Here is an 18658-nt window from a genome sequence, read left to right on the forward strand (position 1 = left end):
CACTCGGCGGGCATGAGCGATGACGTGCGGCTGCGGCCCGTCCTGCAGGCCGATCTGGAGGTGTTCCTGGAGCAGGAGCACGACGAGGAGGCCGTCCGGCGGTCCAGGTTCGCCCCTCGCGAGCGGGCGGCCTTCATGACCCACTGGACCACCCGGGTGCTCGGCGATCCCACCGTCCTGGTGCGCACGGTCACGGTCGGGGGTGAGGTGGCCGGGAACGTGGTGTCCTGGTGGGAGGGCGAGCGGCGTTTCGTCGGCTACTGGCTGGGCCGCCCCTTCTGGGGGCGCGGCGTCGGCACCGCGGCTCTGGGGCTGTTCCTGGCGGAGGAGAAGACCAGGCCCCTGTACGCCGACCCGTTCGCGGGCAACACCGGCTCGGTGCGGCTGCTGGAACGCCACGGGTTCCGGCACGCCGGCACGGTCCGGCACGGCCAGGACGAGCATCTGCTGCTGGTGCTGGGCGACGACCCGTCCGCCTGACCGGTCAGGCTCAGCTGCGGCCGCCCGTGAAGGCGGGTTCGCCGTCCTTCAGCGCGCGGAAGCGCAGCGCCGACCACGTCTCGTCCACCGCGACCTGGCCGTTGGGACGCAGCCCGTACTCGCCGACGATGGGCCAGAGCGTGTCGCGGTTGATGTCGGACTTGTTGCCCTTGGGGTAGGCCACCCAGACCACGGGCGGCGCGGTGATCTCGTCGCGGTGCTCGTCCAGGAGCCGGCGGGCCGCGGCGGCGTCGGAGGCGAAGATCAGCGCGACGTCCGCCTCCTTGACGGATCCGGCCTCGCGGGCGCCCTCGGGCAGCGGCCCCAGGAGCGGCCGATGGGCGGGGTCGGAGACCCACACGGTGGTCGCCGGCTTGACGAGCAGCTTGTCGGCGACGGTCTTGGCGGCCATGTCAGGCCCTCGTGTAGATCAGGTTCAGCACGCCGGTGCTGAAGGTGGTGGAGGTGGTCAGGGTGAGCGGGATCTGCTCGCGCACGTCGTCGAACAGCCGCTTGCCCGAGCCGACGACGATCGGGTGGAGCAGCAGGTTGAGCTCGTCGAGCAGGCCCTCGCGCAGCAGCGAGACGACCAGGGTGCCGCTGCCGACGACCGAGATGTTCCCGCCGGGGCCCTCCCGCAACGCCGCCAGGTCGGCCAGGCTCACGACCTCGGTGTTCTGCCAGGACGGCGAGGTCAGCGTGGTGGAGACGACGTACTTGGTCGAGGAGTTCATCGCCTCGGCCATCGGCTCCTTCTCGGGGTCCTGGTGCGGCCAGTACCCGGCGAACTCCTCGTAGGTGTGCCGGCCCAGCAGCATGGCGTCGGCGGCCTGCATCTGCGCGCCGACCGACTGGCCCATCTCGTCGTTGAAGTACGGGAAGTGCCAGGTGTCGGGGGCCTCGACGACGCCGTCGAGGGAGATGAACAGGCCCGCGGTGATCTTACGCATGATTGTCGCTCCTTGAGTTCCTGAGGTGCCTCAACCTTCCCACCGACAAATGAAGTTGTCAAGACGACTTCCGTTGTCCGAAGTGCGTGTTCTCCTGCCTGGCGGCCAGGTGATGGCCACTCCGGGAGGTGATGGTCATGCGTGGCGAAGGGGCGGTTCTCGGAGGGTGGAGCGGTGGAACCGGCAAGGCTCCGGTGGGGGCCGACTCTTTCGGGAAGAAGCGAATCTGCGCGCCCGCCTGGCCCTTGGACCCTTGGACCCTTGGACCCTTGGACCCTTGGCCGCGCCGACCGCGCCGACCGCGCCGACCGCGCCGACCGCGCCGACCGCGCCGACCGCGCCGACCGCGCCGACCGCGCCGAGAACCTACAGCGGACGGCGGTTCGGTCGCGGGCTACTGAGGATGCCTCCCGGCCATGGACCGCCGAGGATGCCTCTCCCCGCAAACGGCCCCTGAGAGCGGCCCCCCTGCCGCAAGCCGCCTCCACCACGGATGGGGTTCCCGTCTGGGCCTGCGGGAACGGCTCTTCGGGCCGGTGGACGGGTCTCCGGTCGCGGGTTGCCGCGGAACGCTCTGGGTCAGTCGTGCGGAACGGCTGCGGTGTCGGTCGCGGGGAACGGTTCCGACCCTAGGCGGAAGGCTTCCAGGGGCGTGGGCTCGGGGTGGGGTGTGTTGGAGTGCGTTCAGGGGGTGGTGGCGGGCAGGAGGGTCAGGGCGGCCTGGAGGGCGTGGTCGGCGGCGGCTGCGCTGTCATGATGGGCCGCGACGACGGTCGCCCCCTCGACCAGCATCAGCAGCTGCCGCCCCACCAGCCCTGGATCGGCGGCCCCGGCACGTTCGGCGATGCCGGTCAGCAGCTCTAGGTAGCGGTCCAGGTGGCGGGCGGTGATGGCCCGTACGGGGTCGGCGTGGTGCTGGGCGGCGGCGTTCAGCAGGGCGCAGCCGCGGAAGCCCGGGTCGGCGTACCACTGCCGCAGGGCGTCGAACACCGCGGCCAGCTGGGCGCGCGGATCGTCGCCCGCGGCCTGGACGCGGCCGGCCAGCCAGCGGGCGACGCGGTCGCTGCGCTCCCGGAGCACGGCCTCGACCAGGCCCTCCTTGGTGCCGAAGTGGCGGTACAGGGTCTCCTTGGAGATGCCGATCCCGGCGCACAACCCGGCGACGCCGATGCCGTCGAGGCCGCGCTCGTACAGCAGGTCGGTGGCGGCGCTCAGGATGGCGGCGCGGGTGCGGGCGGGGTCGATCGTGGAGCCTTTGGCCACGGGCATGGCTTGGATAGTACCGGTCGGTTCGATCGGCTGCTAACGTCTCGGGTCGTACCGATCGGTTCGATCTTCGGGGAGTTCACTCATGTTTGACCCGCTTTCCGCTGACCCGCCGCGCGACCCCGACTTTCCGGCCACCACGCCGCAGGTGACGTTCGACAGCGGCGGCGAGCGCCTGCTCGGCGTGCTGCACTTGCCTGCCGGACACGGCCCGCACCCCGTCGTCGTGCTGCTGCACGGATTCCCCGGCAACGAGCGCAACTTCGACCTCGCCCAGACGCTGCGCCGCGCCGGCTACGCCGCCCTGGTGTTCCACTACCGCGGATCATGGGGCGTGGGCGGCACCTGGTCCTGGGGGCACGTGCTGGAGGACGCCGCCGCCGTCGTCGCCGCGTTGCCCGGCCTGGCCGCCGCGCACCGGCTCGACCCGCGGCGCCTGGCGCTGGTCGGTCACAGCATGGGCGGGTTCGCGGCGCTGACGACGGCCGCGGCGGACCCGTCCGTGACCGCCGTCGCCTCCGTCGCCGCGTTCGACCTGGGTGTGGCCGCCGCGCTGTGCCGCGCCGACGCCGAGGTGCGGGCCGGGTACGTCAAGGCGTTCGACGGCGAGCTGGCCCCCCTGCGCGGCACCAGCGGGCAGGCGCTGGTCGACGAGATGGAGGCGGGCGGCGACGCCTGGCGCCTGGCCCGGCTCGCGCCCCGGCTGGCCGGCCGCCCCGTGCTGCTCGCCGGCACCGGCCACGACGACGTCACCCCGCACGAAGTGCACCACGAGCCCCTGGTCGCCGCCTACCGGGCACATCCCGTCGAACGCCTCGAAGACCACCTCTTCCCCACCGACCACGCCCTGTCGGACTGCCGCGTCACCCTGGCCCGCACGATCCTCGGCTTCCTCGAACGCTCCCTGTGACGGCCACGCCCCGCCTCGGGCGGCGGGCCGTCAGGAGGGACGGGCCACGTACGCGTGCTTGGCGTCGCCGGAGAAGCCGCAGGCGCGATAGAAGGCGTGGGTCGCAGGCCGGCGCGAGCTCGTCATCAGCATCGCCTTGTAACAGCCGGCCTGCCACGCGGCCTGGAGGGTGGCGGCCATGATCTGCTTGCCCAGCCCCGTGCCCCGCCGCGACGCCTCGACGACGACGTTCTCGATCACGGCGTACGGCGAGGCCGACCGGGTGAGGTTGGGGATCACGTTGAGGTAGGTCGTCGCGACGACGGCCCCGTCCAGTTCCAGCACGTAGAGACGCAGCGCGGGGGATGCGAGGATCTGCCGGAAGACCGCCAGATCGGCCCCATCCACGATCTCCGGGTCATCCGGCTGCAACTGCCGGTAGAGGCGGACGATGTGCTCGAAGTCGTCAAGCCGGGCTTCGCGGAACATGCGGGGAGCATAACAACATGCCGCGCACGCGGCCGGTCCTAGGTCAGCGGGTCAGCGGGTCAGCGGGGTAGAGCGGCACGGATCAGCGCCGCGTCCTGGTCGAGCCGGGCGCGCGAGCGGCTGCGCCACTCCGCGCTGACCACCACGCCGTCGCCCGCGAAGCGCGGCACCACGTGCAGGTGGAGGTGGAAGACCTCCTGACCGGCGGCCTCGCCGTCCGCCAGCGACAGCCGCACCCCCTCGCAACGCAGCCCCGAGGCCCGCAGCGCGGCCGCCACCCGCCGGGCCGCCCGCCAGATCGGCCCGCCGACCGCGTCACCGGCCTCGGCCAGGCCGGCGACGTGCGCGCGCGGGATCACCAGGACGTGACCGGGCGTGGCCGGATGAAGGTCGAGGATCGCCAGGACGTCGTCGTCGCCGTAGACCACGCTGGCCACGGCCCGCCCGGCGACGATGTCGCAGAACACACACGCTTCCATACCGGTCATGATCGGCGACGGCGGACGACGGCCGCACCCGGATTTCCCCGCGGCCCGTCAGCGGCTCACGACGGTCTCGTGTCCCATCCGGGACAACTTGCCGGGGTTGCGCACGGCGTACAGGCCGCTGATGAGGCCGCCGTCCAGGCGGATCGCCACGACGCTGTCGATCTCGCCGTCGAGGTCGACGAGCAGCGCCGGATGGCCGTTGACGTGGGCCGGGCGCAGACGGGCCGTGCCGGCGAGCCTGGACAGCACCCCGGCCACCGTGGCCGCGCCCTCGATCGGCGCCAGCGCCGCCCGCACCACGCCGCCGCCGTCGGTGAGCAGGACGACGTCAGGAGCCAGCAGGTCGAGCAGGCGCTGCAGGTCGCCGGTCTCGATCGCGCTCTGGAAGGCCGCCAGCGCCTGGCGCGCCTGCTCGGCCGACACGCTCGCCCGCGGACGGCGTGCGGCCACATGCCCCCGGGCGCGGTGGGCGATCTGCCGCACCGTCGCCGGGGCCTTGCCGACGGCCTCGCCGATCTCGTCGTACTCCAGGCCGAACACCTCGCGCAGCACGAACACCGCGCGCTCGGTGGGATGGAGCGTCTCCAGCACCAGCAGCATCGCCATCGAGACGCTCTCGGCCAGCTCGACGTCCTCGGCCACGTCCGGCGAGGTCAGCAGCGGCTCGGGCAGCCACGGCCCGACGTAGGACTCCTTGCGCCGGCGCATCGTGCGCAGCCGCGTCAGCGCCTTCCTGGTGACCATGCGGACCAGGAAGGCGCGCCGGTCACGCACGGACTCCAGCTCGACCGACGCCCACCGCAACCACGTCTCCTGCAGGATGTCCTCGGCGTCGGCGGCCGAGCCCAGCATCTCGTAGGCGACGGTGAACAGCAGGTTGCGATGCTCGACGAACGTCCGGGTCGCGCTGTCGGCCTGGTCCGCCGGTTCGACGCTGGTGTCCATCTTGTGCTCCCGCCTGTCGGTTCTCGACCCTGCCACACGCACCAGACGCCGCTCACCGCCGCCGCGTGACATCCGGGGACAGTGGCGCCCGTCACATCGCGCGGGCGGTCAGCGGGACTCCGCGGCGGCCTTCAGATCGCGCAGCCATGCCTCCAGCCCCGCGCCGAGGAGCTTGGTGGCGGTGGCCACATCGGCCTCGACCTGGCCACCGGTCCAGGTCTCCTCGGTGTGCACGCGCACACCGCCCTTGACCTCGGTGAACGTCCACAGGTGCACGCCCCGGTCGATGCGCACGCCCGTGCCGACCGCCGGGCCGCTCCACAGCAGGCAGGCGTCGCGCTTGACGCGCCGGAGGGTGGAGGTGATGCGCATGGTGGTGGCCGGGGTGGTGGCGGTGGCCGGAGCGGGCGTGGTCCACCGCCACGACGAGCCGGGACGCAGCGGGCCGTGGTCCAGTCGCTTGCTGGACAGGACGGGCTGCTGCCAGTCGGGCCACTGCTCCACACGCGTCTGCAGGCCGAAGATCCTGCTCAGCGGAGCCTTGATGACGATGTCGGCCCGGTACCGGATGCGGGCGGAGGCGTCGACCCCCTCCCCCCGGCACCGGGCCGCCCCGGCGGTGGCGTGGGCGGCCGGGACGTTGCCCGCCAGGACGCCGGCCACGGCGAGCGGGATCAGGATCGAGGCGACGCGGACGTTGCTGAACATGGTGTTCCTCTCGTTGAGGGGTCGTAGAAAAAGGGGGTAGGCCGGGGACGCCGTCAGCGCCGTCCGTCCCGCACGATGGCCGCGACGAGCGCGGCGCAGGCGGCGACGATCAGCACGGCGAAGGCGGGGTGCATGTCCTTCGACAGGCTCGGCGCACCGCCGGGCCGGGCCACCCACACGGCGAGCGGCGCCGCGTAGGCGAGGGCGACCAGCACGGCCGCCCACCGGACCAGCCGGTCCCGGGCGTGGCGCAGCGCGCCGACCAGCACGACCGCGACCGGAACGATCGCCAGCAGCGCGAACTGGCCGACGATCATGACGGGGACCGCCCAGGCGGCGACGCTCACCGCCACCGGCGTACTTCGACCGGGACGGGTGGACGGCTGGTACGTGGTCATGACGTTCCCTTCACCTGGACGGTTGCGAACGCTAGATGCTCATGCGTTCGTTAGAAGTTATAACCGCACAGAGAAAGGAGTGTCAACAACGTTCGTGATACCCTCTAACTAAATCTCTTTGGTGTAGCGGCGGAAGGCGGCACGGCATGGCGGACACCGGCACGGCGACCCCGCGCGAGCGATACCGCGCCCAGATCCGTGCCGAGATCAAGGAACACGCCTGGCAGCAGATCGCCACGACAGGGGCCTCCGCGCTGTCCCTCAACGCGATCGCCAAGCAGATGGGCATGAGCGGCCCCGCGCTCTACCGCTACTACGCCAACCGCGACGAGCTGATCACCGAACTCATCCGCGACGCCTACCGCAGCCTCGCCGACACCCTCCGCTCAACAGCCGAAAAGGCCACCGAAGAGGGCGCCGACCGCAGCGATGACCAGGACGATGGCCGGGGCGACGGGCTGGCCGGGCTGGCTCACGCCGTACGCGGCTGGGCCCTGCGCGACCCCCAGCGCTACCTGCTCATCTACGGCACCCCCGTCCCCGGCTACCACGCCCCCGACGACATCACCGCCATCTCCTCCCAGATCATGACCCTCCTGCTCGACGCCGCCTCGGCCGCCCCGCCCCGGCGCCCCGAAACCCCGCTCGACCACCACCTGGCCGCCCACCGCGACTGGGCCGGCGACCACCCCGCCCCGCCCGCCGTCCTGCACCAGGCGCTCAGCTTCTGGACCCGGATCCACGGCGTGCTGTCCCTGGAGCTGGCCGGCCACTTCGCCGGCATGGGCTTCGACCCCGCCCTGCTCTTCGCCGCCGAGCTGGACGACCTGCTGACCCGCTGACCCCGCGCCGACCCCGCGCGCACGACAGGCCCGGCCCGCCGCGGAAGGCGAGGCCGGGCCTGTCGCAACAGGCAGGGCGCGTTACCGGACGTCCTGGGGCAGGTGGGTCTTGGCGTCGTCGTAGGAGCCTTCACCGGCCGCATCAGCCGGCCGGTAGACCAGGTACAGCACGCCCGTGGTGAACGTCTGCGAGCTGACCAGCTCCAGCGGGATCGAGCTGTCGCCCTCGTCGAACAGCCGCTCGCCCCTGCGCACCGCGATCGGGTGCACCAGCAGGTGCAGCTCGTCCAGCAGCCCGGCGGCCAGGAGCTGCCGCACCACCGAGACCGAGCCGCTCATCGCGATCGGGCCGCCCGGCTCGGCCTTCAGCGCCGTCACGCCCTTGACCAGGTCGCCCTGCAGCAGCTCGGAGTTGCGCCAGGTGAACTCCAGCGGCTGACGGGAGACCACGATCTTGCGCGCGTCGCCGATCGTCCTGGCGAAGGCGGCGTCCTCGCCGCCCGCCGCCTCGCGCTCGGGCCACGCCCCGGCGAAGCTGTCGTACGTCTCGCGCCCCAGCAGCAGCGTGTCGGCCATCTGCGCCGTCACCGCCGCGCCCATCTCGTCGTTGAAGTACGGGAAGTGCCACTCCGCCGGGTCCTGGACGACGCCGTCGAGCGAGATGAACAGGTTCGCGCTGATCTTCCTCATGATGACTCTCCATGCGTCTCGGGATGTGCCTGAAGTCTCGCCAGACCTGCTTACGGATCTCTTAAGGTCTTCCTTCCCGGCTGAGCCCGGCGACCAGGAGCCCGACCAGGCGGCGGGCGTCGTAGCGGGGGTCGGCCTCGGCCCCGATGCACAGGTTGCCCACGCCGCGCATGAGCTCGAACGCGTCCAGATCGCCGCGGATCTCGCCGGCGGCCGCCGCGGCCTCCAGCAACTGGGCGCACACCGGCACCAGACGGTCCAGGAAGTAGGCATGCAGCGCCTGGAAACCGGTGTTGTCCGGTTGCAGCACCGCGGCCAGCCCGTGCTTGGTGACCAGGAAGTCGACGAACAGCCCGATCCACTCCCGCAACGCCGCGTACGGGCTCGGACCGGCGGCCAGCAGGGCCGGCCCGGCCGCGGCGCAGGACTCCACCTGGTGGCGGTAGACGGCGATGACGAGGTCGGCGCGGGTGGCGAAATGGCGGTAGATCGTCGCGGTGCCGACGCCGGCCTCGGCCGCGATGTCACGGATCGGCGCCTCCACGCCCGAGGCGACGAACACCGCGGCGGCCGCGCGCAGCAGGTTCTCCTCGTTGCGCCGCGCGTCGGCCCGTTTCGGCCGCGACTCCTCCACGCCGTTCCTCCCCGGGTCGGATTGCTAAACGGGACACGGTCCCGTATCGTCGAAAACGGGACACGGTCCCGCTTGCAACATCATGCCAGAGCGAAGGCCCGACGGCCAAGCCGTGCCCTCTCGCACCTGCGGCAACTCCACCCGGAAGGCACCACCATGCCCGCATCGCCCACCGCTCCCGTCGTGTCGGTCCGGCCGGTCGTCCTGCCCGCCCCCGGACGGGGCCAGGACCTCCAGGTCCGCGTCTCGGCCCCCGCCACCGGCGACCACCTGCCCGTCGTCGTCCTGTCCCACGGCCACGGCTGGTCCATGGACGGCTACGCCCCCCTCGCCGACCACTGGGCCGCCCACGGCTTCGCCGTCCTGCAACCCACCCACCTCGACTCCCGCACCCTCGCCCGCCCCGCCGACGACCCCCGCACCCCCCACATCTGGCGCATCAGGGTCGAAGACCTCAAGCGCGTCATCGACGGCCTCGACGTCCTGGAAAAAGCCCTGCCCGGCCTGGCCGGACGCCTGGACCACGGCCGCATCGCCGTCGCCGGCCACTCCTGGGGAGCCCACAGCGCCAGCATGCTCCTCGGCGCCCGCATCCTGGACGCCGCCGGCCACCCAGGGGAGGACCTGTCCGACCCGCGCGTCACGGCCGGCGTGCTGCTCGCCCTGCCCGGCACCGGCGGACGGGACCTGTCACCCTTCGCCGCCGAGCACTTCCCCTTCATGAACCCCGCCTTCGCGTTCATGACCACCCCGGCCCTGCTGGTCGCCGGCGACAAGGACGACTCACCCCTGTCGACGCGCGGACCCGACTGGTTCACCGACGGGTACCACCACAGCCCCGGCGACAAGAGCCTGCTGACGCTGTTCGGCGCCGAGCACACTCTCGGCGGCGTCGCCGGACACCACGTCGCCGAGACCACCGACGAGAGCCCCGAACGCCTGGCCCTGCTGCAGCGGCTCACCACCGCCTACCTGCGCACCGCCCTGAACCCCGGCGACCCCGCCTGGCCTGCCGCCCGCGCCGCCCTGGAAGCGGCCCCCCACCCCCTGGGCCGGATCGAGGGCAAGCGGGCCGATCAGCCGGCCGGACGGCGGTAGCCGTAGGTCTCGTGCCGTCGGACGAAACCCAGCGAACGGTACAGCTCGCGGGCGGCCACGTTGTCGGCGTCGTGGTTCACCGTCACCGCCGTCATGCCCGCCGCCCGCATGCGGCGCATCGCGTGCAGCATCGCCGCCCGCGCCAGGCCCCGGCGCTGGAACGCCGGATGCGTGCCGACCGGCTCGAAGTGACCGGTCGCGTTGCGCCCGTCGAGCCAGCCGACCGCGAAGGCCGCGATCCGGCCGTCCGGCGCCTCGACCACGATCTCGTCGGCCGGGTCGTAGCCGGGCCGCTCCATCACCGCCGAACGGTAGAGCGGCCCGGTCCAGTCGTCGCCGAACGCCGCGTTACGCGCCTCGGCCAGGCCCGGCGCGTCCTGCGGCACGGCGTGCCGCACCGCGAACCCGGCCGGCGCGCCCGGCTCGGGCAGCGGGCCGCTCAGGTCGCGCTCGTTGACGTGGTCCCACACCCGGAACCGCGCGAAACCGGCCCGTCCCAGCAGGCCGATCCGGGCGGCGTCGCAGTCGAGGACATCGGTCAGCACGTACCGCTCGCCCGGGTCCATCAGGCGCGCGGTGGCGGCGGCCGCCCAGTCCAGCATGTCCAGCTCCGCCGGCCCGCCGCGCAGCCGGGGCGCGGCGAAGACGTCGAAGGCGCAGCCGAACCGCAGCAGGATCGCGATCCCGGCCAGGCCGCCGGCGTCCTCCCACAGCCGGACCAGCTCGGCGGCCGGACGGCGGTCGCGCAGGTTGTCGTAGACGCGGTGCGGCAGCTCACCGGCGTGGTCGTAGCCGCACCGCCCGGCCTCGGCGATCCACCCCGACAGGACCGACCGCAGCCGCGGCAGGTCCTCATGACGAAAGACGCGCGGACGCACGAAGATCCCCTTCAGGACTTCAGGAAGTGCAGGACGGCCAGCACCCGGCGGCTGTACCCGCTGGCATGCGACAGGCCCAGCTTGTCGAACAGCGAGTTGACGTGCTTCTCCACCGCGCTCTGCGACACGTGCAGCTGCCCGGCGATCGAGGCGTTGGTCATGCCCTGGGCCATGCGCTCCAGCACCTCCCGCTCGCGCGCGGTCAGCCGGGCCAGCGGATCGACCTGCGTGGTACGGGCCAGCAACTGCCGCACCACCTCCGGGTCGAAGGCCGCCCCGCCCGCCGCCACCCGCTCCAGCGCGTCCAGGAAGTCGCCGACCTGCGCCACGCGGTCCTTCAGCAGGTAGCCCACGCCCTCGACGTCGGCGCTCATCAGCTCGGTGGCATACCGCTTCTCCACGTACTGCGACAACACCAGCACCTTGACGTGCGGCCAGCGCCGCCGGATCTCCAGCGCCGCCCGCAGCCCCTCGTCGGTGTGGGTCGGCGGCATGCGCACGTCCACCACCACGACGTCGGGGGCGTGCTCGGCCACCGCCGCCACCAGGGCCTCGCCGTCGCTCACGGCGGCCGGCACCTCGTGGCCCTCCTCGCCCAGCAGGCGTACCAGACCCTCGCGCAGCAGCGTGGAGTCCTCGGCCAGGATCACCCGCACGGCAGCCCCGCCGCCACCGTCGTCGGGCCGCCGGGCGGGCTGACCACCTCGAAGGCGCCGTCCAGCGCCGCCACCCGCCGGGCCAGCCCTGACAGGCCGCCTCCCGAGGGGCGCGCGCCGCCCGTGCCGTCGTCGCTCACCCGTACGAGCACCCTGTCGTCCTCCTGTCTGACCTCGACCGTCACCATCGTGGCGGCCGCGTGCTTGGCGGCGTTGGTCACCGCCTCGCTCACCACGAAGTACGCCGCCGTCTCCACCGCCATCGGCGGCCGGCTCGGCAGGTCGCACACCACCTTGACCGGCACGCCCGCGCGTTCGGCCACCCCGGCCAGCGCCTCGCCCAGCCCGAGGGAGTCCAGCCCGCTCGGGTAGACCCGCCAGGCCACCTCGCGCAGCTCGGCCAGCGCCTGCTGGGCCTGCTCGTGCGCCTGTTCCAGCAGCTCGGGACGCCCCCGCCGGGACCGCCCGATGAGCATCGACAGCGCCACCAGGCGCTGCTGCAGCCCGTCGTGCAGGTCACGCTCGATCCGGCGGCGCTCGGAGTCGACCGCGGCCACGATCCCGGCCCGGCTCTCGGCCAGCTCGGCGATCCGGCGCTCCAGCGCCTCGGTACGGTCGGGCCCCAGCAACCGCCCGGCCAGCCGCCGCTCCAGCGCGTGCACCCCCACCAGCCCCGACACGGCGATGAACAGCAACACGCAGCCGCCCACCAGGAAGTACAGCACCAGCGGCGGCGTCGGCGTCATCCCGTCGTACGGCTCGCCGCGGGCCCAGGCCCCCAGCAGCAGGATCGCGGTGCGCGCGCCGAGGACCAGCAGCGCCACCACCAGGCCGCCCAGCACCCCGGCCGGGATCCTGGCGGCCAGGTAGCGCGCCGGCCGGGTGTCCCAGCCGGACAGCGCGTCCAGCGCGGCGGTGTCCAGGCGCAGGCGGCGCGCCTCGAACCCGGCCAGCCCCGCCGCCAGCGCCCGCACCCGCGGCCGGCCCAGGAAGGGCAGCGTGAGCAGCAGGAACAGCGCGCCGGCGAGAGCGGTCAGCCCGCCCAGGACCACCGCGCCCAGCACCCTCAGCCCCTCAGCGGCGGTTCGCATGCCTTCCCTTACGCCGTTCCGTCAGCCGTACCGCGACGAAGACCGCGATCGCCAGCACCACCAGGCCGATCACCACGTAGGTGCCGATCCCCACGTACGCCTCGACCAGCGACCAGTTCTCGCCGAGAAAGTATCCCGCAAGCACGAAGATGGTGTTCCAGATGGCGCTGCCGGCCGTCGTGAGCAGGGTGAACGTCACCAGCGGCATGCGCTCCACGCCCGCCGGGACGGAGATCAGGCTGCGGAAGATGGGGATCATCCGGCCGAAGAACACGGTCTTGCGGCCGTGCCGCAGGAACCACGCCTCGGTCTTCTCGATGTCGGTCACCTTGACCAGCGGCAGCTTGGCGGCGATGGCCAGCGTGCGCTCGCGGCCGAGCAGCGCGCCCACCCCGTACAGGGCCAGCGCCCCGACCACCGAGCCGAGCGTCGTGCACACCAGCACGTCGAGCAGGTCCAGTTCGCCCTGGCTGGCGGTGAAGCCGGACAGGGGCAGGATCACCTCGCTGGGCAGCGGCGGGAACAGGTTCTCCAGCATGATCGCCAGCCCGGCCCCGAAGGCGCCGAGGTTCTCCATCAACGCAATCAACCAATCCGTCATGTCCCCCAGGCTACGAATGATCCGTTATGGCGGTAATGAGGCGGACGGCCGATGTGCTCTGTGGTAAACCACACCCCGATGTACCGTACACTGTACGGCCTATGAGTGCTCTTCCGGATCTGGCGCAACACCCAGCGATCTTCCGTCCCGGCGATCCCCCCAGGTCCGGCCACCTGGTCTTCCTCGACGACCAGGGCGACGGCACGGCCACGGTGCTCGAACCAGGCGACGACGGACAACCTCGCGCGCGCGAGCGAGCCGTCACCGAGATCCCCGTCGCCGACGCCGTCGCCGTGCTGGCCAGGGCCCGCGCCGACGCCGCCGCCCACCCGGCCACCCGCTTCTGGGGCGCCGTCGCGCTGGTCGCCCTCCAGCTCGTCACCCGCGGCCGCATCCTGCCCGCCGTCTCACCCGACGGCCACGACTCCTGGCGCGCCGGCCCCCTCGACGCCGCCGACGCCCGCCGGGTGCGCGAGCTGGCCGCGGCCATGCCCGCCGCCGCCCGCGCCATCCCCGCGGGCGACCTGCTGCTGCCCGACGCCGAGCCCCTGGTCCGCGCCTTCCTCGACGCCGTGGCCGACGCCATGCCGCGCTCGCCCGGAGCCGTACGCGCCACCGGCACCACCGCCTTCGCCGCCGTCAAGCCCGTCAAGGTGCCCCACCTGCGGCCCTGGGCCGAGGAGGTCTCGGCGGGGCTCGACTCCGGCGTGCGGCTCTCGCTCCGGCTGGAGGCCGACGACCTGGCCCAGGCCGAGTTCCGGGCCGTCGTCCAGGTGCACGGCCTGGCCGACCCCTCGCTCGTCGTGGACGCCGCCGACCTGTGGCAGGGCCGCGACCCCGGGTTCGGCCTCCGCGCCAGGATCGAGGTCACCCTCGCCCTGCGCCGCGCCGCCCGCTCCTGGCCCCGCCTGGAACGGCTGCTGGAGCACGCCGTCCCCGACGAGCTCGCCCTCACCGACGGCGACGTGGCGGACCTGCTGACCGGCGCGGCCGACCGGCTGGCCGCCGCCGGCGTCGAGGTCCACTGGCCGCGCTCCCTGGTCCGCGGCCTGAGCGCCCAGGCCGTCGTCGGCGAACGCGACAGCGCGCCCTCCGACCTGCCCTCCTTCCTCGGCGGCCACCACCTGACCAGCTTCAACTGGCGGCTCGCGCTCGGCGGCGCCCCGCTGACCGCCGCCGAGATGGACCTGCTGGCCGAGTCCCACCGGCCCGTCGTACGGCTGCGCGACCAATGGGTGCTCATCGACCCCGCGCTGGCCCGCAAGGCCCGCCAGCGCGACCTCAAGCCCCTGACCGGCCTGCAGGCGCTCGGCGCGGCCCTGACCGGCACGGTCGAGATCGACGGCGGGGACGAACCCGAACAGATCACCGTCGAACCCACCGCCTGGCTCGCCGACCTGCGCGACCGGCTCACCGACCCCGAACCCGTGCCGCCGCCGCCCGGCCTGGCCGCCACCCTGCGCGACTACCAGCTCCAAGGGCTGCGCTGGCTGGCCAGGATGACCTCGCTCGGCCTCGGCGGCTGCCTGGCCGACGACATGGGCCTGGGCAAGACCATCACCCTGATCGCGCTCCACCTGCACCGCGCCGGCACCGGCCCCACCCTCGTGGTCTGCCCCGCCTCGCTGCTGGGCAACTGGGAACGCGAGATCACCAAGTTCGCGCCCGGCGTCCCGGTCCGCCGCTACCACGGCGCCGCCCGCACCCTGGCCGACGACGGGTTCGTGCTCACCACGTACGGCACCATGCGCCTGGACGCCGCCACCCTGGGCGCCCACCCCTGGGGGCTGCTGGTCGCCGACGAGGCCCAGCACGTCAAGAACCCCGCCTCCAGCACCGCCAAGGCGCTGCGCGAGATCCCCGCCGGCGCCCGCGTCGCCCTCACCGGCACCCCCGTGGAGAACAACCTGTCCGAACTGTGGGCCATCCTCGACTGGACCACCCCCGGACTGCTCGGCCCCCTGACCCGCTTCAGGGCCCGCTGGGCCAAACCGGTCGAGTCCGGCGACGCCGACACCGCCGCCCGGCTGGCCCGGCTCGTCGGGCCGTTCCTGCTGCGCCGCCGCAAGAGCGACCCCGGCATCGCCCCCGAACTGCCGCCCAAGACCGAGACCGACCGGCCCGTCCCCCTCACCACCGAACAGGCCGCCCTGTACGAGGCCGTCGTCCGCGAGAGCATGACCCAGATCGAGAACGCCAAGGGCATGGCCCGGCGCGGCCTGATCGTCAAACTGCTGACCGGGCTCAAACAGATCTGCAACCACCCCGCCCACTACCTGCACGAATCGTCCCCCCGTCTGACCGGCCGCTCGGGCAAGCTGGAACTGCTCGACGAGCTCGTCGACACGATCGTCGCCGAGGACGGCGCCGTGCTGGTGTTCACCCAGTACGTCGCCATGGCCAGGCTCCTGGAACGCCACCTGTCCGGCCGCGGCGTCGCCAACCAGCTGCTGCACGGCGGCACCCCGGTCACCCGCCGCGAGGAGATGGTCGCCCGCTTCCAGGACGGCCACGTCCCCGTCTTCCTGCTCTCCCTCAAGGCCGCCGGCACCGGCCTGAACCTCACCCGCGCCGACCACGTCATCCACTACGACCGCTGGTGGAACCCCGCCGTGGAGGACCAGGCCACCGACCGCGCCTACCGCATCGGCCAGACCAGGCCCGTCCAGGTGCACCGGCTCATCGCCGAAGGCACGATCGAGGACCGCATCGCCGCCATGCTCGGCGCCAAGCGCTCGCTCGCCGACGCCGTCCTGGCCTCCGGCGAGGCCGCCTTCACCGAGCTGACCGACGCCGAACTCGCCGCACTCGTGGAGCTCAGATGACCGCCGTACGCGGATTCGCCGCCTTCCCCCCGCAACGCGCCGGCGCCCGCTTCGCCACCACCTGGTGGGGCCAGGCGTGGATCAAGGCCCTGGAGGACACCTCGCTCGACCAGACCCTGCTGCGCAAGGGCCGCGCCTACGCCAAGACCGGCCAGGTCGGCCCGATCACCGTCAGCCCCGGCCGCCTGGCCGCCGTCACCGAGCACGAGTACGACACCGTCGTCCGCGTCGAACAGCTCACCGACGCCGCCTGGGAACGTTTCCTCGACCAGGTCGCCGCCAAGGCCGGGCACATCGCCGCCCTGCTCGACCGCGACGTCCCGCACGACCTGGTCGAGGCCGCCGAGGACGCCGCCGTGCCGCTGCTGCCCACCGTCGGCGACCTGGAGCCCGAATGCTCCTGTCCCGACTGGGGACACCCCTGCAAGCACGCCGCCGCCCTGTGCTACCAGGCGTCCTGGCTGCTGGACGGCGACCCGTTCGTCCTGCTGCTGTTGCGTGGACGCGGCGAACAGGAGCTGATCGAGGCCCTGCAGAACCGCGACCTGCCCATCCCGGCCCCCGCCCGCGCGCCCGGCGGCGCAACCACCGAGCCGGACGCCTCCGGCGGGGTGCCCGCCGCGCAGGCGTTCGCGCTCGGCGAGCCGCCGCTGCCCGAACCGCCCCCGCGGGAGACCGCCTTCACCCCCCTCGCCCTGGACCCCGCACCCGGCGTGGACCTGACCGCCCTGGCCGTGCTGGCCGCCTCCGCCGCCGCCCGCGCCCGCCAGATCCTGCTGCACGGCCACCTGGAACCGCTGACCGAGTACCAGGACCGCGTCCGCCTGGCCGCCGAGCACGACCTCGACCTCGGCCTGGACGCCGCCGTCCAGGCCTGGCGGTACGGCGGCGCCCCCGGGCTCGACGTGCTCGAAACCCCCTGGACCCCGGCCCGCCAGGACCTGGCCAGGGCCCAGGCGCTGCTGGAGTCCGGCTGGGACGGCGACCCGCCGCCCCACCTGGAGACCTGGCGCAACCGCTGGACCCTCGGCCCCCGCCAGGTCCGCTACGGCCGCGACGGCCGCTGGTACCCCTTCACCGAGCACGACGGCCACTGGTGGCCCGCCGGCCCGCCGGAACGCGACCCGTCCACCCTGCTCACCTGACCCCGGCAGGCGCGAACGGGGTCACGGGGCCGACTCCTCGGCCTGGCCCGCCGCGGCGACCACGGCCAGCAGCCGGTCCAGGTCGCCCGGCCTGGCGTGCGGGTTGAGCAGGGTGAGCTTGAGCCGGACCCGGCCCGGGCCCGTCCCCGGCAGCTCGGTCCGGCCCACCACCGCCCGGCCCTCCCGCAGCAGCCTGCGCCGCAACCCCGCGTTCACCTCGTCCGAGCGCGCCGGATCGGCCGGCACGTACCGGAACAGGAACGCGGTCAGCACCGGGTCGGCGTGCAGCTCCAGCCGCCGATGGGCGCGCACCGCCGCCGCGCCGTGCCGGGCCAGGTCGTGGCAGGCGTCCACCAGGCGGCCCAGCCCCGGCCGGCCCAGCGTGCGCAGCGTCACCAGGATCTTGAACGCGTCGGCCCGGCGCGTGGTGCGCAGCGACAACCCCAGCAGGCTCGGGTAACCGGCCTCCTCGTCGTCGGCCGGGTTGAGATAGGCCGCCCGCCGGGCCAGCGAGGCGTACGTCTCGGCCCGGCGCACCAGGAACACCCCGGCCGCGGCCGGCTGCCAGCCGAGCTTGTGCCAGTCCAGCGACACCGAGTCGGCCAGCGCGAGACCGTCCAGGAGCGGGGCCAGCCGGTCCGACAGCAGCGCGCCACCGCCGTAGGCGGCATCGACGTGCAGCCAGGCGCCGTGCTCGGCGGCCAGCGACGCGCACGCCCGCAACGGGTCGATCGCCCCGGTGTCCGTGGTGCCCGCCGTGGCCACCACCGCCACCGGCAGCTCACCGCGCCCGGCGCTCGCCCGCAGCGCCCCGGCCAGCGCACCGGCCTCCATCCGCAGCTCCCGGTCGACCGGGACGGCGACGACCGCGTCCTCACCCAGCCCGAGCAGCGCCGCGGCCCGCCGGGTGGAGAAGTGCGCGGCCTCGGAGGCGAAGATCCGCAGCCGCGGACCCCCGCCCGGCAGGCCCGACAACTCCGCCCGGACGCCTGCCGACCGGCCCACCGCCAGATCCCTGGCCAGCATCAGGCCCATCAGGTTGGACTCGGTGCCGCCCGAGGTCAGCACGCCGGCCGCGGCCGCCCCGAACCCCACCAGCCGGGCCAGCTCGGCCAGCAGCGACGTCTCCAGCGCGGTCGCGGCCGGCGCCTGGTCCCAGGAGTCCAGCGACGGGTTGAGCGCCGAGACCGCCAGATCGGCCGCCACCGCCACCGCCAGCGGCGGACAGTGCAGGTGCGCCGCGCAGAACGGATCGGCCGGGTCAGCGCTCCCGTAGGCCAGCAGCTCGGTCAGCGCCCCCAGCCGCTCGCCCTCCGGCGCGAACGCTCGCGCCACTTCGGCGGCCAGCTCCTGGGGCGTGCGGGCGGGCAGCGGGCCGCCGCGCCGCCGCGCGCCCTCGGCCAGGGCGGCCAGCACCTCACGCAGCAGCGGCTCCAGCGCGGCCGCCCCGCCCACGCCGCCGGACAGGGCCGGGCCCTTCGTCGCATCGCTCATCCGGCCACTGTGCGGCATCGGCGGCGCCGCGGCCAGCGGACACCGCGATGGAACGCCATGGAACGCCCCTGAGGACAGGCACCCCGTCGAC

Annotated in this window: 21 protein-coding genes; 6 read left to right on the forward strand and 15 right to left on the reverse strand. The window is 73.6% G+C overall.

Translation table 11 applies throughout. The features are described 5' to 3' along the window. Nucleotides 1–12: 12 nt before the first annotated feature. A complete protein-coding gene (locus AB0J46_RS24455) occupies nucleotides 13–480 on the forward strand; it encodes a GNAT family protein (protein WP_364335695.1) in 468 nt (155 codons plus the stop codon). Between the two features lie 10 nt (nucleotides 481–490). On the opposite strand, the gene AB0J46_RS24460 is transcribed toward AB0J46_RS24455, so the two are convergent. From AB0J46_RS24460 to AB0J46_RS24470, 3 genes are all read right to left on the reverse strand, one after another. Next, nucleotides 491–892 carry a hypothetical protein gene (locus AB0J46_RS24460; protein ID WP_364335697.1) on the reverse strand — a complete coding sequence of 134 codons (402 nt, stop codon included), beginning with the start codon at nucleotides 890–892 and terminating at the stop codon, nucleotides 491–493. Between the two features lies 1 nt (nucleotide 893). Continuing rightward, nucleotides 894–1430 carry a dihydrofolate reductase family protein gene (locus AB0J46_RS24465; RefSeq protein WP_364335699.1) on the reverse strand — a complete coding sequence of 179 codons (537 nt, stop codon included), beginning with the start codon at nucleotides 1428–1430 and terminating at the stop codon, nucleotides 894–896. A 684-nt stretch (nucleotides 1431–2114) separates the two neighbouring features. Continuing rightward, nucleotides 2115–2699, reverse strand: coding sequence for a TetR/AcrR family transcriptional regulator (locus AB0J46_RS24470; RefSeq protein WP_364335700.1), 585 nt, complete (start codon nucleotides 2697–2699; stop codon nucleotides 2115–2117). An 82-nt stretch (nucleotides 2700–2781) separates the two neighbouring features. On the opposite strand from AB0J46_RS24470, the gene AB0J46_RS24475 reads away from it, so the two are divergent. Further along, nucleotides 2782–3606: an alpha/beta fold hydrolase gene (locus AB0J46_RS24475; RefSeq protein WP_364335702.1), complete on the forward strand. Its 825-nt coding sequence runs from the start codon at nucleotides 2782–2784 to the stop codon at nucleotides 3604–3606. Between the two features lie 30 nt (nucleotides 3607–3636). Here the strand turns inward: AB0J46_RS24475 and AB0J46_RS24480 are convergent, their stop codons facing one another. The 5 genes from AB0J46_RS24480 to AB0J46_RS24500 all read right to left on the reverse strand — a co-directional run bounded on the left by AB0J46_RS24480 (nucleotide 3637) and on the right by AB0J46_RS24500 (nucleotide 6613). Next, nucleotides 3637–4074: a GNAT family N-acetyltransferase gene (locus AB0J46_RS24480; RefSeq protein ID WP_364335704.1), complete on the reverse strand. Its 438-nt coding sequence runs from the start codon at nucleotides 4072–4074 to the stop codon at nucleotides 3637–3639. A gap of 59 nt (nucleotides 4075–4133) precedes the next feature. Further along, on the reverse strand, nucleotides 4134–4553 hold the full coding sequence (locus AB0J46_RS24485) for an HIT family protein (RefSeq protein ID WP_364335706.1): 420 nt from the start codon (nucleotides 4551–4553) through the stop codon (nucleotides 4134–4136). 57 nt (nucleotides 4554–4610) lie between these two features. Then, nucleotides 4611–5507 (reverse strand): RNA polymerase sigma-70 factor, encoded by an 897-nt coding sequence (locus AB0J46_RS24490; protein WP_364335708.1) that lies wholly within the window; start codon nucleotides 5505–5507, stop codon nucleotides 4611–4613. A 108-nt stretch (nucleotides 5508–5615) separates the two neighbouring features. Next, nucleotides 5616–6215, reverse strand: coding sequence for an SRPBCC family protein (locus AB0J46_RS24495; RefSeq protein WP_364335710.1), 600 nt, complete (start codon nucleotides 6213–6215; stop codon nucleotides 5616–5618). A gap of 53 nt (nucleotides 6216–6268) precedes the next feature. Then, complete coding sequence (locus AB0J46_RS24500; protein ID WP_364335712.1) at nucleotides 6269–6613, reverse strand: hypothetical protein; 345 nt, start codon at nucleotides 6611–6613, stop codon at nucleotides 6269–6271. Between the two features lie 146 nt (nucleotides 6614–6759). On the opposite strand from AB0J46_RS24500, the gene AB0J46_RS24505 reads away from it, so the two are divergent. Then, the gene (locus AB0J46_RS24505) at nucleotides 6760–7455 is read left to right on the forward strand and encodes a TetR/AcrR family transcriptional regulator (protein WP_364335714.1); all 696 of its coding nucleotides are present in this window, start codon (nucleotides 6760–6762) and stop codon (nucleotides 7453–7455) included. A gap of 81 nt (nucleotides 7456–7536) precedes the next feature. Here the strand turns inward: AB0J46_RS24505 and AB0J46_RS24510 are convergent, their stop codons facing one another. Next, the gene (locus AB0J46_RS24510) at nucleotides 7537–8145 is read right to left on the reverse strand and encodes a dihydrofolate reductase family protein (RefSeq protein WP_364335716.1); all 609 of its coding nucleotides are present in this window, start codon (nucleotides 8143–8145) and stop codon (nucleotides 7537–7539) included. Between the two features lie 61 nt (nucleotides 8146–8206). Then, a complete protein-coding gene (locus AB0J46_RS24515) occupies nucleotides 8207–8779 on the reverse strand; it encodes a helix-turn-helix domain-containing protein (protein WP_364335718.1) in 573 nt (190 codons plus the stop codon). Between the two features lie 156 nt (nucleotides 8780–8935). On the opposite strand from AB0J46_RS24515, the gene AB0J46_RS24520 reads away from it, so the two are divergent. Beyond that, nucleotides 8936–9877 (forward strand): chlorophyllase, encoded by a 942-nt coding sequence (locus tag AB0J46_RS24520; RefSeq protein ID WP_364335720.1) that lies wholly within the window; start codon nucleotides 8936–8938, stop codon nucleotides 9875–9877. On the opposite strand, the gene AB0J46_RS24525 is transcribed toward AB0J46_RS24520, so the two are convergent. Genes AB0J46_RS24525 through AB0J46_RS24540 form a run of 4 tightly spaced genes read right to left on the reverse strand, consistent with a single transcriptional unit; the run spans nucleotide 9856 to nucleotide 13103 of the window. Next, nucleotides 9856–10755 carry a GNAT family N-acetyltransferase gene (locus AB0J46_RS24525; RefSeq protein WP_364335722.1) on the reverse strand — a complete coding sequence of 300 codons (900 nt, stop codon included), beginning with the start codon at nucleotides 10753–10755 and terminating at the stop codon, nucleotides 9856–9858. The genes AB0J46_RS24520 and AB0J46_RS24525 overlap by 22 nt on opposite strands. Nucleotides 10756–10766: 11 nt before the next feature. Continuing rightward, complete coding sequence (locus tag AB0J46_RS24530) at nucleotides 10767–11411, reverse strand: response regulator transcription factor (RefSeq protein WP_364335724.1); 645 nt, start codon at nucleotides 11409–11411, stop codon at nucleotides 10767–10769. Further along, nucleotides 11402–12502 (reverse strand): histidine kinase, encoded by a 1101-nt coding sequence (locus tag AB0J46_RS24535; RefSeq protein WP_364335726.1) that lies wholly within the window; start codon nucleotides 12500–12502, stop codon nucleotides 11402–11404. The genes AB0J46_RS24530 and AB0J46_RS24535 overlap by 10 nt, the downstream gene beginning before the upstream one ends. Further along, nucleotides 12486–13103, reverse strand: a complete 618-nt coding sequence (locus AB0J46_RS24540; RefSeq protein WP_364335728.1) for a DedA family protein — start codon at nucleotides 13101–13103, stop codon at nucleotides 12486–12488. The genes AB0J46_RS24535 and AB0J46_RS24540 overlap by 17 nt, the downstream gene beginning before the upstream one ends. Before the next feature lie 101 nt (nucleotides 13104–13204). Between AB0J46_RS24540 and AB0J46_RS24545 the strand changes: the two genes are divergently transcribed. Both AB0J46_RS24545 and AB0J46_RS24550 read left to right on the forward strand, forming a co-directional pair. Then, nucleotides 13205–15928: a DEAD/DEAH box helicase gene (locus AB0J46_RS24545; protein ID WP_364335730.1), complete on the forward strand. Its 2724-nt coding sequence runs from the start codon at nucleotides 13205–13207 to the stop codon at nucleotides 15926–15928. After that, on the forward strand, nucleotides 15925–17073 hold the full coding sequence (locus tag AB0J46_RS24550; RefSeq protein WP_364335731.1) for an SWIM zinc finger family protein: 1149 nt from the start codon (nucleotides 15925–15927) through the stop codon (nucleotides 17071–17073). Before AB0J46_RS24545 ends, AB0J46_RS24550 begins: the two co-directional genes overlap by 4 nt. A gap of 21 nt (nucleotides 17074–17094) precedes the next feature. Here the strand turns inward: AB0J46_RS24550 and AB0J46_RS24555 are convergent, their stop codons facing one another. Further along, nucleotides 17095–18567 (reverse strand): pyridoxal-dependent decarboxylase, encoded by a 1473-nt coding sequence (locus tag AB0J46_RS24555; RefSeq protein WP_364335732.1) that lies wholly within the window; start codon nucleotides 18565–18567, stop codon nucleotides 17095–17097. Nucleotides 18568–18658: the final 91 nt, after the last annotated feature.

The sequence above is a fragment of the Nonomuraea sp. NPDC049758 genome, assembly GCF_040674635.1.
In the GTDB taxonomy this organism is placed as follows: Bacteria; Actinomycetota; Actinomycetes; order Streptosporangiales; family Streptosporangiaceae; genus Nonomuraea.

What these genes read in the sequence shown, in the direction of transcription:
- AB0J46_RS24495 (WP_364335710.1), bottom strand. Translation starts at nt 6,215, where the DNA reads ATGTTCAGCAACGTCCGCGTCGCCTCGATCCTGATCCCGCTCGCCGTG.
- AB0J46_RS24545 (WP_364335730.1), top strand. Translation starts at nt 13,205, where the DNA reads ATGAGTGCTCTTCCGGATCTGGCGCAACACCCAGCGATCTTCCGTCCC.
- AB0J46_RS24465 (WP_364335699.1), bottom strand. Translation starts at nt 1,430, where the DNA reads ATGCGTAAGATCACCGCGGGCCTGTTCATCTCCCTCGACGGCGTCGTC.
- AB0J46_RS24550 (WP_364335731.1), top strand. Translation starts at nt 15,925, where the DNA reads ATGACCGCCGTACGCGGATTCGCCGCCTTCCCCCCGCAACGCGCCGGC.
- AB0J46_RS24555 (WP_364335732.1), bottom strand. Translation starts at nt 18,567, where the DNA reads ATGAGCGATGCGACGAAGGGCCCGGCCCTGTCCGGCGGCGTGGGCGGG.
- AB0J46_RS24490 (WP_364335708.1), bottom strand. Translation starts at nt 5,507, where the DNA reads ATGGACACCAGCGTCGAACCGGCGGACCAGGCCGACAGCGCGACCCGG.
- AB0J46_RS24510 (WP_364335716.1), bottom strand. Translation starts at nt 8,145, where the DNA reads ATGAGGAAGATCAGCGCGAACCTGTTCATCTCGCTCGACGGCGTCGTC.
- AB0J46_RS24535 (WP_364335726.1), bottom strand. Translation starts at nt 12,502, where the DNA reads ATGCGAACCGCCGCTGAGGGGCTGAGGGTGCTGGGCGCGGTGGTCCTG.
- AB0J46_RS24485 (WP_364335706.1), bottom strand. Translation starts at nt 4,553, where the DNA reads ATGGAAGCGTGTGTGTTCTGCGACATCGTCGCCGGGCGGGCCGTGGCC.
- AB0J46_RS24460 (WP_364335697.1), bottom strand. Translation starts at nt 892, where the DNA reads ATGGCCGCCAAGACCGTCGCCGACAAGCTGCTCGTCAAGCCGGCGACC.
- AB0J46_RS24455 (WP_364335695.1), top strand. Translation starts at nt 13, where the DNA reads ATGAGCGATGACGTGCGGCTGCGGCCCGTCCTGCAGGCCGATCTGGAG.
- AB0J46_RS24505 (WP_364335714.1), top strand. Translation starts at nt 6,760, where the DNA reads ATGGCGGACACCGGCACGGCGACCCCGCGCGAGCGATACCGCGCCCAG.
- AB0J46_RS24520 (WP_364335720.1), top strand. Translation starts at nt 8,936, where the DNA reads ATGCCCGCATCGCCCACCGCTCCCGTCGTGTCGGTCCGGCCGGTCGTC.
- AB0J46_RS24480 (WP_364335704.1), bottom strand. Translation starts at nt 4,074, where the DNA reads ATGTTCCGCGAAGCCCGGCTTGACGACTTCGAGCACATCGTCCGCCTC.
- AB0J46_RS24540 (WP_364335728.1), bottom strand. Translation starts at nt 13,103, where the DNA reads ATGACGGATTGGTTGATTGCGTTGATGGAGAACCTCGGCGCCTTCGGG.
- AB0J46_RS24500 (WP_364335712.1), bottom strand. Translation starts at nt 6,613, where the DNA reads ATGACCACGTACCAGCCGTCCACCCGTCCCGGTCGAAGTACGCCGGTG.
- AB0J46_RS24470 (WP_364335700.1), bottom strand. Translation starts at nt 2,699, where the DNA reads ATGCCCGTGGCCAAAGGCTCCACGATCGACCCCGCCCGCACCCGCGCC.
- AB0J46_RS24475 (WP_364335702.1), top strand. Translation starts at nt 2,782, where the DNA reads ATGTTTGACCCGCTTTCCGCTGACCCGCCGCGCGACCCCGACTTTCCG.